The organism is Paraburkholderia sp. EG286A (assembly GCF_040965375.1).
Taxonomy (GTDB): Bacteria; Pseudomonadota; Gammaproteobacteria; order Burkholderiales; family Burkholderiaceae; genus Paraburkholderia.
This window is the reverse complement of the sequence record NZ_JBFRCB010000002.1, coordinates 64,626-77,101: the sequence shown is the minus strand read 5'-3', so window position 1 is coordinate 77,101 and position 12,476 is coordinate 64,626. Positions and strand designations below refer to the sequence as shown.

Annotated in this window: 12 protein-coding genes; 5 read left to right on the top strand and 7 right to left on the bottom strand. The window is 69.2% G+C overall.

The genetic code is table 11. The features are described from left to right. Positions 1–198: 198 nt before the first annotated feature. From AB4Y35_RS07035 to fliF, 6 genes are read right to left on the bottom strand one after another with little or no spacing between them, the layout of a single operon-like run. Complete coding sequence (locus AB4Y35_RS07035; RefSeq protein WP_368703918.1) at positions 199–1,749, bottom strand: flagellar hook-length control protein FliK; 1,551 nt, start codon at positions 1,747–1,749, stop codon at positions 199–201. A gap of 28 nt (positions 1,750–1,777) precedes the next feature. Beyond that, entirely contained in the window at positions 1,778–2,230 is a 453-nt protein-coding gene (gene fliJ / locus AB4Y35_RS07030; protein ID WP_254318723.1) for a flagellar export protein FliJ, read from the bottom strand. After that, positions 2,227–3,936 carry a flagellar protein export ATPase FliI gene (gene fliI, locus AB4Y35_RS07025; protein ID WP_368703917.1) on the bottom strand — a complete coding sequence of 570 codons (1,710 nt, stop codon included), beginning with the start codon at positions 3,934–3,936 and terminating at the stop codon, positions 2,227–2,229. The genes fliJ and fliI overlap by 4 nt, the downstream gene beginning before the upstream one ends. Then, positions 3,930–4,607: a flagellar assembly protein FliH gene (fliH, locus tag AB4Y35_RS07020; protein WP_324141103.1), complete on the bottom strand. Its 678-nt coding sequence runs from the start codon at positions 4,605–4,607 to the stop codon at positions 3,930–3,932. The genes fliI and fliH overlap by 7 nt, the downstream gene beginning before the upstream one ends. Then, a complete protein-coding gene (gene fliG, locus AB4Y35_RS07015; protein WP_042269052.1) occupies positions 4,600–5,595 on the bottom strand; it encodes a flagellar motor switch protein FliG in 996 nt (331 codons plus the stop codon). Before fliG ends, fliH begins: the two co-directional genes overlap by 8 nt. After that, positions 5,585–7,393, bottom strand: a complete 1,809-nt coding sequence (gene fliF, locus AB4Y35_RS07010) for a flagellar basal-body MS-ring/collar protein FliF (RefSeq protein WP_368703916.1) — start codon at positions 7,391–7,393, stop codon at positions 5,585–5,587. Before fliF ends, fliG begins: the two co-directional genes overlap by 11 nt. Before the next feature lie 285 nt (positions 7,394–7,678). On the opposite strand from fliF, the gene fliE reads away from it, so the two are divergent. The 5 genes from fliE to AB4Y35_RS06985 all read left to right on the top strand — a co-directional run bounded on the left by fliE (position 7,679) and on the right by AB4Y35_RS06985 (position 10,973). Next, positions 7,679–8,014, top strand: coding sequence for a flagellar hook-basal body complex protein FliE (gene fliE, locus AB4Y35_RS07005; protein ID WP_069264308.1), 336 nt, complete (start codon positions 7,679–7,681; stop codon positions 8,012–8,014). 144 nt (positions 8,015–8,158) lie between these two features. Beyond that, a complete protein-coding gene (gene fliS / locus AB4Y35_RS07000; RefSeq protein WP_368692320.1) occupies positions 8,159–8,605 on the top strand; it encodes a flagellar export chaperone FliS in 447 nt (148 codons plus the stop codon). Further along, positions 8,602–8,934, top strand: coding sequence for a flagellar protein FliT (locus AB4Y35_RS06995; protein ID WP_028203389.1), 333 nt, complete (start codon positions 8,602–8,604; stop codon positions 8,932–8,934). The genes fliS and AB4Y35_RS06995 overlap by 4 nt, the downstream gene beginning before the upstream one ends. Before the next feature lie 84 nt (positions 8,935–9,018). Further along, complete coding sequence (locus AB4Y35_RS06990; protein WP_368703915.1) at positions 9,019–10,560, top strand: flagellar hook-length control protein FliK; 1,542 nt, start codon at positions 9,019–9,021, stop codon at positions 10,558–10,560. Further along, positions 10,560–10,973, top strand: coding sequence for an EscU/YscU/HrcU family type III secretion system export apparatus switch protein (locus AB4Y35_RS06985; protein ID WP_368703914.1), 414 nt, complete (start codon positions 10,560–10,562; stop codon positions 10,971–10,973). Before AB4Y35_RS06990 ends, AB4Y35_RS06985 begins: the two co-directional genes overlap by 1 nt. Here the strand turns inward: AB4Y35_RS06985 and AB4Y35_RS06980 are convergent. Continuing rightward, positions 10,951–12,393 carry a coniferyl aldehyde dehydrogenase gene (locus AB4Y35_RS06980; RefSeq protein ID WP_368703913.1) on the bottom strand — a complete coding sequence of 481 codons (1,443 nt, stop codon included), beginning with the start codon at positions 12,391–12,393 and terminating at the stop codon, positions 10,951–10,953. The two genes, AB4Y35_RS06985 and AB4Y35_RS06980, sit on opposite strands and share 23 nt — an antisense overlap. Positions 12,394–12,476 lie beyond the last annotated feature (83 nt).

Genomic DNA, 12,476 nt, shown 5'->3' with positions numbered 1-12,476 from the left:
TGCATTGTTCCGGCTTTTGCCTTTCAGCGATGGGAGGAATAGACGGGGGAATTCCGGCTATCTCGTGGTTTTGTTGCGCGCCGCGGCAAGCCGGGCGCGCGGGGACGAGATGTCAGCGCACGCAGCCGCTGGGTGCGGCTGCGTGGCCCATGACGTGTCGAACGCGCCGGGCGGTTCAGGCAGGGTAGGGAGAAAGGGTCAGGCGAACGTGTCGATCAGGCCGACGGAGCGCGTCGTGACGCTCGCGACGCTGCTCGTGTCGTCCACGGCGTCCGTTGCGGCGAGCGTGCTGCCCGAGCCCGAACCGGAACGGCCCGAGCGGCCCGAACCGCTGCCGTCCTGCTGCGCCTGCTGGTTCATCTGGCGCGAGAAACCGTCGCTCACGCTCGCGCTGCCGAGGCCGATGCCGTTTTGCTCCATCGCCTCGCGCAGCTTCGGCAAGGCCGCCTCGACGGCCTCGCGCACCTGCTGGTGCTGCGAGACGAAGAGGGCGTGCGCGTGGGTGTCCGAGACCTGCAGTACGACCTGGAGCGGTCCGAGATCCTTCGGATTGAGCGTGAGTTCCGCCGACTGCTGATGCGCGTTCGAGAGGAACACGACCTTCTGGCTGAGCGCGTCTTCCCAGTCGTTCGTGCCGACCTGCGGCGCGATCGACGTGGAGGCGGCTGCCGCCGCCGGATTCGTGCTTGCGCTGGCCGCCTGGGCGGCCTGGGCCTGCGCGGCCGTCGCGGCGGCGACCGCTGCGGCCTGGGTCGCGGCGAGCGCGTCGGTCGTGGCGGTGCTCGCCGTGGCGTCGGTCTGCGTGGCGGCGCCGGCCTGCTGCTGCGCCGCTGCCGTGAGCGCGTCGGTGGCGGCCTTCGCGGTGTCGGTGACAGCCGTCGTGGCGCCCTTGGCCGCGTCGCCGCTCGCGCCGCTGCTCGCGGCCGTGCTGAACGCCTTGCTTTGGGCGGTCGCGCTCAAATGCGAGGCGAAGCTGCTGACGATGTTCGAACCCGAGCCCGTGCTGGACGTGCTTGCGCCATTCGCCGCCGACCCGGCCGTGCTCACCGCATGCGTGGCGAGCGTACCCGCGCCGCCGCGCAGTTGCGCGAGCGCCGCTTGCAGGGCGTCGTGCACCGACTTCGAGGTGCTGCTCGCGGCGCTGCCCGTGGCCGTGCCGTCGCCTGCCGCGCCTGTTGCACCGGCGGCTGCCGTGGCGGCCGCTGCCGCCGCGGCGGAGGCGACGCCCGCGAGCGTGCTGTCGCTGCTCGTCTGGCTGCCGTCGGCGTTCGCGTCGGTGCTCGTGTCGTCCTGGGTCTGCTGGCCCTGCTGCGTTTGCTGCGCCTGCTGGGCTTGAGCCGCGGCGGCTTGCGCGCCTGCGTCGGCGGCCTGCTTTTGCTGGGTGCGCGCGGCGGCGGCGCGGCGATCGGCGCTCGACGTGCCCTGCGTGGCCTGGTTCGAGTTCGAGCTCGAGCTCGAGGTCTGCGAGGTGCTGCTGCTGCTTTGCGAGGCGCTGCTGCTCGACGTGTTCGAGTTCGACTGCGCAGACGCATTCGACTGCGCGCTTTGCGCCGCCTGGGCGTTCTGGTTCGCCTGCGCGCTTTGCGCGTTCATCTGCTGTTGCAGCGTCTGCGCGAAATCCTGGCTGGCGGCATCGGCCTGGCTGATGGAGTTCGATGCCGTGTTCGACACGGCGTTCGATGCGGAATTGCCCGACACCGCGTCCGTGGCGGCGCCGAACAGCGAAGAAAGAGAAGAGAGGAGCGACATACTGGCGGCCTCGAAAACGGATTACATGTTACGGATGTTGCGACGTTCGCATGCGCAGCACGCGGGCGGCGTGCTCGTCGGCGTCGCGCTGTTCGCGGCGGGCGTCCTTGCGGGCCTGCACATCGTCGTGGCGGGTTTGCAGGACCTCGTACGAGCCGAGCTTCTGCTTGCTGCGCTGCCATTCGGGCTTGGCGGCCTCCACGCGCGCGGTGGCCTGCTCGAGCAGGCGACGCTGCTGTTCGATCGCCGCGTCGAGCGTGTCGATGAACGCCTGGAAGTTGCGCACGTTGCCCGCGGCCATGCCGCTGCGCGCCGATTCGGTGAAACGCGTGTGGTACTCGTCACGGTAGGTGATGAGCGCCTCGAGCTGCTTTTCGACCTCGACGCGCTCGCGCTGCACGCGGCCGAGCTTTTGCGTGGCGGCGTCGACGTCGTCTTGCGCGAGGCCGATCAAGGTTTGCAGCGCGGTCTGTTTCGTCATGTCCTGGCTCCGATCAGCTGGCCGAGCATCTCGACGCTCTGATCATAGTTCGCGGTTTCGCGAAAACCCTGCTGAAGAAAGGCCTCGATGCGCGGATACAGCGCGATCGCGCGGTCGAGCACGGCGTCGCGCCCGCTCACGTACGCACCCACGTTGATGAGGTCGCGGTTGCGCTGGTAGCGCGAAAGCATCTGTTTGAGCGCGCGCGTCTGGTTCAGATGCTGGTCGTCGATCAGCGCGGTCATCGCGCGGCTGATCGAGGCCTCGATGTCGATGGCCGGATAGTGCCCCGCCTCGGCGAGCGCGCGGGAAAGCACGATATGGCCGTCGAGAATCGCGCGCGCCGAGTCGGCGATCGGGTCCTGCTGATCGTCGCCTTCGGTGAGCACGGTGTAGAACGCCGTGATCGAACCGCCGCCTTCGGGGCCGTTGCCGGTGCGCTCGACGAGGGCCGGCAGCTTGGCGAATACCGAAGGCGGATAGCCCTTGGTCGCGGGCGGCTCGCCGATGGCGAGCGCGATCTCGCGCTGGGCCATCGCATAGCGCGTGAGCGAGTCCATGAGCAGCAGCACGTGCTTGCCCTGGTCGCGGAAATATTCGGCCAGCGACGTGGTGTACGCGGCGGCCTGCATGCGCAGCAGCGGCGACACGTCGGCAGGTGCTGCCACGACCACCGAGCGTGCCAGGCCGTCAACGCCCAGGATCTGCTCGATGAATTCCTTCACTTCGCGGCCCCGCTCGCCGATCAGGCCGATCACGATGACTTCCGCGCTGGTCGCGCGCGCCATCGTGCCGAGCAGCACCGATTTACCCACGCCCGAGCCCGCGAACAGGCCCATGCGCTGGCCGCGCCCGACCGTGAGCAGCGAGTTGATCGCGCGCACGCCCACGTCGAGCACCTTGTGGATCGGCTCGCGGTTCAGCGGATTGATGACGGGCGCGGTGAGCGGCGCGTCGGCTTCGGTATTCAGGGGGCCCAGGCCGTCGAGCGGGCGGCCCGAGGCGTCGACCACGCGGCCGAGCATGCCCCAGCCCACCGGCAGGCGCTTCGCGCCCGCTTTCGGATCGGCGATCGGCGCGGTTTCCAGCGGCCAGACACGCGCGCCGGGCAACAGGCCCGCGACTTCGGTCGTCGGCATCAAAAAGAGCTTGTCGCCGCCGAAGCCGACCACTTCCGCTTCGGCCATCGGCAACGAGCTGCCCGGCGGCAGTTCGATCATCACCTCGGCGCCCACGGCGAGGCGCAGCCCCACGGCTTCGAGCACGAGGCCCGCCGCGCGCGTGAGACGCCCGCAGCCGCGCAGCGGCAGGGCGAGCGCATTGCGCTCGCGCACGCTGCGCAGTTGCGCGTTCCACGAGGTCAGGAACGGGTTGGCCGGGTCGTAGTTCGCCGGCGGCACGTAGGGTGCGCTCGGGGCGTCGGCCACGACCGGCACACCGTCATTCGTCAGGCCTGGCGGCGCATCGGCCGCGTCTGCGGCGAGCGCGGCATCGATTGCGTCGATCGCGTCGGCGGCACCCAGCTCGCGTGCCTCGCGTTTGGCAGGAATGCCCGGGATGTCGAGGTCGCCCACGAGTAGCGCGCCGAGCTGTGCCGGGTCGCTCGCGAGCGGGCCGAACGAGGCGAGCGCGAGTTCCTGCTCGAGCGGTGTAAGACCGCCCGTGTGGATGGTCTGATGGCTCGGCGGTTGCGGGTGGTTCACCATGGCCGTGCCTTGCCGAGCGCGGCCGTCACGCGCTCCCAGCGCGTGCGGATGCTGGCGTCGGTTTCGCCCGTCGCGGCCTGCGCGCGGCAGCCGCCGCGCTCGATCGTCGGGTCGGTGCGCACGCTCCAGCCGCGCGCCTGAAGGTCGTCCAGCAGATAAGCCTCGACGATCGGCAGATCGGCGGGGCTCACCACGAGCTGCGGGGAACCGGCCAGCTGCGGCTCGGCCACGAGCACTTCGCGCGCGACCGCGACGAGCGCCGTCGGGTCGTGCTGGACGTGCTGGCGCACGACCTGCTGCGCGATGTCGAGCGCGAGTTCCACGAGCGTCTCGGCCACGCCGGCCTGCGCCGTTTCGAGCGCGTCGCTAAAACGGCTGGCGAGCGCGGCGAGTTGCGCCGCCTGCGCGCGCGCCTCGGCCTGGCCCTGCTCGAAGCCCTGCTGGCGGCCCTGTTCGTGCCCGGCCTGATAGCCGAGCGCCTGGCCCGCCACGTGGCCGGAGCGCAGCCCTTCCTGGTGGGCCGAGTCGCGCAGCGCGTGGAGCTGGGCCTCGAACGCCGCGGTTTCGTCGGGCGTGGGCGGCGGCGGCGGGGGAGGCGGCGGGTCGAACGACGCCATCTCCCAGCGCTGATACGCCGAGCGATGGCTGTTCGCGGAACTGGTGTCAGACATAAGCGTCTTCTGCCTTGCCGCCTAGAACGATCTGGCCGCTCTCGGCGAGGTTGCGCACGATCTGCAGGATGCGGCGCTGCTGTGCCTCGACTTCCGACACGCGCACCGGACCGCGCGCGTCGAGGTCTTCGGCGAGCAGTTCGGCCGCACGCTGCGACATGTTCGAGAGGAACTTGGTGCGCAGCGCGGGCGGCGCACCCTTGAGCGAAATGATGAGCGACTCCGACTCGACTTCCTTGAGCAGCAGCTGGATCGCGCGATCTTCGAGGTCGAGCAGGTTCTCGAACACGAACATCTGATCGATGATCTTCTGCGCGAGTTCCGCGTCGTACTGGCGGACGTTCTCGATCACCCCTTCTTCGTGCTGGCTCGTCATGAAGTTGAGGATTTCGGCCGCCGTGCGGATGCCGCCCATCGGGCTGCGCTTGAGGTTGTCGCTGCCCGAGAGGAGGTTCGTGAGCACGTCGTCGAGTTCGCGCAGCGCCTGCGGCTGGATGCCGTCGAGCGTCGCGATGCGCAGCAGCACGTCGTTGCGCAGGCGCTCGGTGAAGCACGAAGCGATTTCCGAGGCCTGGTCGCGGTCGAGGTGCACGAGAATCGTCGCGATGATCTGCGGGTGCTCGTTCTTGATGAGCTCGGCCACCGACCCCGAATCCATCCACTTGAGGCCTTCGATGCCGCTCGTGTCGCCGCCTTGCAGAATGCGGTCGATGATCGCGCCGGCCTTGTCCTCGCCCAGCGCCTTGTTGAGCACGTTGCGGATGTAGTCGTTCGAGTCGAGCGAGAAGGCGGTGTGCTGCTCGGCTTCCTTGACGAATTCCTGCAGCACGACTTCGATCTCTTCGCGCTTGACGTTCTTGAGCGCCGCCATGGCGGCGCCGATTTTCTGCACTTCGCGCGGACCGAGGAACTTGAAGACCTCGGAGGCCTCTTGCTCGCCGATCGACATGAGCAGCAGCGCGCTCTTGGTTGCGCCTTCAGCGTTCATCGTTCACCCAGCTTTTCACGACGGTTGCGACGATCTTCGGATCCTGGCGCGCGATGTTGCGCGCGTATTCCAGGTTGCGTTCGAACTTGTTCTTCTCGTTTTCGAAGGCGAGCAGGGCGGCTTCGCTTTCCGCGTTGTCTTCGCCTTCCGCGCCGGTGCCGCCAATGCGCACCGCTTCGGGGAGACCGTCGAGCAGCAGCGGCTCGCCGTCGGCCATACCGGGCAGCGCGGGCGCAACCGGCTCGGGCGGCGGGAACGCGCGGCGCAGCGCCGGCTTCACCATCACGAAGTAGAGGAAGAGGGCCACCGCGCCAATGCCGAGCCACGTCGCAATCTGCTTGGCAAGGGCGAGGATGTCGGGCTGACGCCACCACGGCAGGTTCGCGTTCGGGTCGACTTCGGTCTGGAACGCGGCGTTCACCACGTTCACCGAGTCGCCTCGCTTGGCGTCGTAGCCCATGGCGTCCTTCACGAGCTGCTCGACCTGCGCGAGCTTCTGCGCGTCGAGCGGCTGCATGGTGGCGTGGCCCTTGGCGTCCAGCTTCGGCTGATAGTTCACGATCACGGCGACCGACAGGCGCTTCACGTCGCCCGGCGCCTGTTGATAGTGGCGCACGGTCTTGTCGAGCTCGTAGTTCGTGGTGGTGTCGCGATGATCGGAGACCGGCACCGGAGCCGACGCGCCGTTCGCACCCGCGGGCGCGCTGACGGGCGCCGAGGCCGGCTGCGGCGGCTGGTTCGTGAGCGCGCCGGGCACGCCGCCCGCGCCGCTTTGCTGCATTTCCGTCGAAATGTTCTGCTGCTGGCTGCGGATCGCGGCAGCCTGCGGATTGGCGTTCGGACCGTAGGCTTCGGAGGTCTGCTCGAGCTTCGAGAAGTCGAGATCGGCGCTCACCTGCGAGCGCGCGTTGCCGGCGCCGAACAGGGGCGCGAGGATCGCGTCGATACGCGCCTGGGTGTCGTGCTCGACCTGACGCACGTACTTGAGCTGCGAGGCGTCGAGGCCCACGCCCGTGGCGCTCTGGGTGAGCAGGTTGCCGTCCTGGTCGACCACCGTCACGTTGCGCACCGGCAGGTCCGGCACGGCCGAAGCCACCATGTGCGTGATCGCGGCGACCTGGCCGTCGTCGAGAATGCGGCCCGGATACAGGTTCACGAGCACCGAGGCGGACGGCGCTTCGCGCTCGCGCACGAACACCGAAGGCTTCGGAATGGCCAGATGCACGCGCGCCGACTTCACGCTCGCAATCGACTGGATCGTTTGCTCGAGCTCGCCTTCGAGCGCGCGCTGGTAGTTGACCTGCTCGGCGAACTGGCTGATGCCGAACTTCTGGTTGTCCATCAGCTCGAAGCCGACCGAACCGTTCTTCGGCAGGCCCTGGGAGGCGAGGCGCAGGCGCATTTCGTTGACCTGCTCGGCGGGCACGAGAATGGCGCCGCCGGCGTCCGAGAACTTGTAGGGAACGTTTGCGGCCTGGAGCGCAGTAATGATGGCGCCGCCATCGCGGTCCGACAGGTTGCTGTACAGCACCTTGTAGTCGGGCGCGCGCGACCACAGCACGAGACCCGCGACCACGGCCACGAGCACCGCCACGGCAAAAATGAGCGGCGCGCGCGGGTTGCCGCGCACGTTGCGCAGCGACGAGAGCGAGCCGAGGCGTTGCGCGAAGCCGCCGCCGAGGTCATCCGCGCCGCCCAGGCCTGCGCCCGCGCCAGCGCCGGGCGCGGCGCCCGCGCCAGAGGTGGCGAGGCCCATGCGGGCGTCGGGGTTGATCAAAGAATTGGCAGTCGAATCCATGCGACGGGTATCTCCGGAGGCTTCCAGGTCTCGCCTTGCATGGCGGAGACTTTCACGAGACGCATTATCCGGGGCCACTGACAAGCCGATTGCGCGAATAGAGCCGGGTTTTCCCCCTAGTTTCGGGGCTGCCGAAACAGACCCGCTGCTATGCTCTCCTCCAGATTCGGCATCCTGTCAGTGAGCCGTCTCGCCGGGCCCGCAGGATTGCTGCGCAAACGCTGCCACTCCGGCCCTGGGGCTCGTCCCCGGAATACCCTGCTGTCCCCTTTTCGTGGAGCAAACATGACCGTGCCAGTATCCCCGCTCACGTCCGCCTTGGCGCAAATGCAGTCGATGGCGACCCAGGCGGCCGGCGGCCCCACCGCAGCCGACGAAAAGTCGGGCGCGGCCACGGCCGGCGGGTTCGCGGCGGCGCTCAAGTCGTCGCTCGACCAGATCAGCGACGCCCAGCAGAAGGCCGTTGGCGAGTCGCAGGCGTTCGAACTGGGCGCGAACAACGTGTCGCTCAACGACGTCATGGTCGACATGCAGAAAGCCAACATCGGCTTCCAGTTCGGCCTGCAGGTGCGCAACAAGCTCGTGGCCGCCTACACCGACATCATGCAGATCCAGGTGTGACGGTGCCCGAAGCCTTCGCCCGCTCGACGCGCTAAAGCTTCTTCCCCTACGATCCGATAACCCGGCTAGAAGAGTCCGTCGCTCGTGCTTGCACAGCGCGCCGGACGACCGCATTCAAGCCAAACGTATCAAGGAGAAGCGCCGATGTTTTCCCCTGCCCAATCTGGAGCTAACGCCTATGCACGCGTGGGCGTCGAAACGGGGGTCATGGGTGCGAGCCCGCACAAGCTGATCGTGCTCCTGTACCAGGGCGCGCGCCAGGCCATCGCGCAGGCACGTATGCACTTGCAGGCCGGCAACGTCGGCCCGCGTTGCGAGGCGATCGCCAAGGCGATCCGGATTGTCGAGAGCGGACTTCAGCTCGCGTTGAACGTCGAGGCGGGCGGCGAGATCGCTCAACGCCTGAATGCGCTGTACAGCTACATGACGAAGCGCCTGCTGGAAGCCAATATTAAACAGAGCGAGACCATGCTGGTCGAGGTCGACAGACTGCTGGCTACGCTCGAAGAAGCCTGGTTGGGGATAGCGCCGGAAGTGGCGAGGATGGCCGAACAGGCATCCGCGTCAGCGTCCGGCTCATTGATGAGATGAGTTCAAAAGCAGACTACTTCGCCCGCTACGAAGCGATAGCGGCCGTGTCGGAGCAGATGCTCCATGCGGCGCGCGATGCGCACTGGAACGATCTGATCGGCTTGCAGGAGGAGTACCGGATCCTCGTCGATGCCTTGAAGGACGCCGAAGCCGTGGTGCGGCTCACGGTTTCCGAACGGGCGCGCAAGTACGAGCTGATCCGCCAGATTCTCGCCGACGACGCCGCCATTCGCGATCTCGCAAGCCCTTGCATGGCACGGCTTTCGGCGCTCTTTTACGGCACCGTGCAGCCCGCGCGGGTCTTGCAGGAAATCTACGGAGCCCGCTAGCGCGGCGCGTGGCGCCTCGCGACGCAACGGCGCGCAACGCCCCATGAACCGGCAGCTCAGCGCCGTGCGCAGATCCGGAACACCATGAACGGAATCGACACCGGAGCCGCCGCGCTCCTCGCGAGCCGCATCGCGGCGCTCACGCCGGTCGGGCCGCAGAGCGCCTCCGGCGCGGCGCAGACGGGCGTCTCCGCGCTCGCCACGGGCACCGCCGCGCTCGCCGACGCCGCAACCAGCACCAGCAGTACGCAGGACTCGACCGAGACCGTGCTTTCGGCGGTCGCGCTGGCGCTCGACGCCATCATCCGCTCGGGCGGCGAAGCGACGCCCGCCGTGGTGGGCCGCGCGCCGCTCTGGGCCAGCCCCGATGCCGACGCGGCGCCCGGCGGCGCGGCCACCTTGCCGCTGCCGGGTCTCGCCGGTGAGCAGGCGCAGGCAGCGCAAGCGGCGTTGCTCGCGGACGTGGCGCTCGCGGCCCAGGGTCTGGCCGGAGCGGCGCTGGCCGGAGCGGCCGACGCCGGAACCGATGCTTCCGCGCAGACGGCGTCCTCGCAAAACCCGCAGGCCGGACAAACCACCCAAACGGCTCAAACAGCGCAAACCGCCGCCGCCGCACAGGCCGGCCCGGTCGCCGCGCTCGCGGCGTCGCTCGCGCAGACGGTGAGCTCGAGCGGACTCTTCTACGAAGCCCACCTCGCGCAATGGTTGCGCGGCCAGCTCTCGCCCGCCGAACTGGCCGACGAGCCGCAGAACCGTCTGCTCGGCGCGCACTCGCAACTGCCGCTCGACTGGAGCCCGGCAGATGACGAGATCGACGACGTGCAGTGGACCGAGACGTTCTCCGCCGCGCCGGGCGCCGCGCGCGGCGAAGCGGGCAATGCCCAGAACGCGGCAAACGCGCTCAATGCCGCACTGGCACGCGCCTTCCCCGGGCTGGCCGATCTGCACGGCGAAACGGCCGCGAGCCAGGCCCAGGCGCGCGCGACGCTGGCCGACACCCTGTTGCCCGCCATGCACGAGGCAGCCGCGCAGGCCGCCGGCCCGACAGTCCATCCGGCCGTGATCCCGCTCGTGCGCCAGCAGCTCGATCTGCTCGCGACCGGTGAGTTTCGCTGGAACGGCGAGGCCTGGCCGGGCGTGCGGGTGGACTGGAGCATCCAGCAGGACGACTACGATGCCCGCGACCCGCACCCGGGCGCAGGCGGTGTGGACGCCGACGACATTCCATGGCGCACGCGGCTCACGCTCGCGCTGCCGAAGCTCGGCACCGTCGACGCGGAACTCACGCTCACAGGTTCGACGCTCGCCGTGCGCGTGCAGGCGAACGCGGGTGGCGCCGCGCGCCTCACGGCAGAAAGCGAGTCGCTGCGCGGGCGGCTCGAAGCGCTCGGGCTCACGCTCGCGGGGCTCTCGATCCGCGAGATCGGCAGCGGCGCTGCGGCGAGCCCCGCCGAGGCGGCAAGGGCCGCGAGCGCCGCGAGTGCCTACGCCGCACAAACCACTTCCGCCGCATCCGCCACGCAGACGGCGCAGGCTGGCGCCGCCGCGGATGCGTCCGCCGCGCGACCGGGCGCCGACGCGACCGACCAGCGCAACCACCGCCACGACCACGACTGGGAGTTGTGATGAGCCGCACGCACCGCAAGAGCGCCGCCGCGCTCGCCTACGACGCGCCCGAAGGCGACGGCGCGCCGCGCGTGGTCGCGAAGGGCTACGGCCTCGTCGCGGAGATGATCGTGCAACGCGCGAAGGAAGCGGGCCTCTACGTGCACGAGGCGCCGGAGATGGTCTCGCTGCTCATGCGCGTGGACCTCGACGCGAAGATTCCGCCGCAGCTCTATCAGGCGGTGGCCGAACTGCTTGCCTGGCTGCACCGCCTCGAAGCGGACAACGACGCGAAGGCCAAAGCGGCCGCGCAAGCGCAAGCCGCCACACCGGCCGGCGGCGCAGGCGGCGGCGCCCCGCGCGAGATCAGCGACATTCGCAGGATCGGCGGCACGCGCCCCGCGCTGCCCTTCAACCCCTCAACATCAACCTGATCAGCCAGGCGACGCGCTTGCCGTAGGGCGGCGCGATGAGCCCGCGCGCATTCAGCCGCGCCTGGGTGAAGACGGGCTTCATCTTCGAGAACGTGACGAAGCCCTCGTAGCCGTGATACGCGCCCATGCCGCTCGGGCCGACGCCGCCGAACGGCAGTCCCTCGGCGGCGATATGCATGAGCGTCTCGTTCACCGACATTCCGCCCGCCACCGTTTCATGCGTCACGCGCTCGATCGTGCGCGGGTCGTCGGCATAGAGGTAGAGCGACAGCGGGCGAGGGCGCGCATTCACGTAGCGCAGCGCTTCGTCGAGCGTGTCGTAGGGCACGAGCGGCAGGAGCGGCCCGAAGATTTCCTCCTGCATGAGCGCCGTCTGCGCGCCGGCGTTCGTCACGATGACGGGCGCGAAGCGCCGCGTGGCGGCGTCGTGCGGGCCGAGCGCGTGCAGCTGCGCGCCGCTCGCCTGCGCTTCATCGGCGAGGCGTTGCAGGCGCTCGAAGTGACGCGCCGAGATGATCGACGTGTAGTCGCGGTTGTTCGCGAAGTCCGGATAGAGCTGCGCGAAGCGCGTGCGCGCGCGGGCGATGAACGCCTCTTCCTGGCCGCGCGGCAGCAGCACGTAGTCGGGCGCGATGCAGGTTTGCCCCGCGTTCAGCGTTTTGCCGAGCAGCAGGCTGTCGACGGCGTAGTTCAGGCGCGCGGTTTCGCCGATGATCACGGGCGACTTGCCGCCCAGTTCGAGCGTGACCGGCGTGAGGTTCGCGGCCGCCGCGCGCATGACCTCGTGCCCCACGCGCGTCGAGCCGGTGAAGAGCAAATGGTCGAACGGCAGCGCGCTGAAGGCGGCGCCCACCGACGCGTCGCCGTTGACGACCGCCACATGGTCGCGCGCGAAGGTCTTGCCGATCAGTTCCTCGAACAGCGCGGACGTGCGCGGCGTCAGCTCCGACATCTTGATCATGGCGCGGTTGCCCGCCGCGAGCGCGCACACGAGCGGGCTCGCGGCCAGCTGCAGCGGATAGTTCCACGGCACGACGATCCCCGCCACGCCGAGCGGCTGCGGCACCAGCTTCGCGCGCCCGGGCAGCAGCCATTTGCCGACCGGTCTGCGGCGCGGCTTCATCCAGCGTGCGCCGTGCCTGAGCGCCGCATCGATCTCCTGCTTGAGGACGACGAATTCCGCGAGCGCGACCTCCGCCTTCGAACGCTGGCCGAAGTCGGCGTTCATCGCCTCGGCGAGCGCGTCGCGATTCGAGAACAGCACGTCGCGCAGCGCCTTGAGATGGCGCGCACGCGCGTCCCAGGACGGGAACGGGTCGCGCAGGAAGGCTTCGCGCTGCGCGGCGAGCAGCGTGTCGAGCGCGGCGCGCGGGTCGTCGGGGGCGTTGCGGGCGAAGTCTTCGGGCAGGTCCTGCTTCATGGTCGTTCCTCGTGGGGTTCGCACTCGCTGTGGCGCGGGGGCGAACGGAAAAATCGGCTAGTCGTATCGGGTGACGCAGAGGG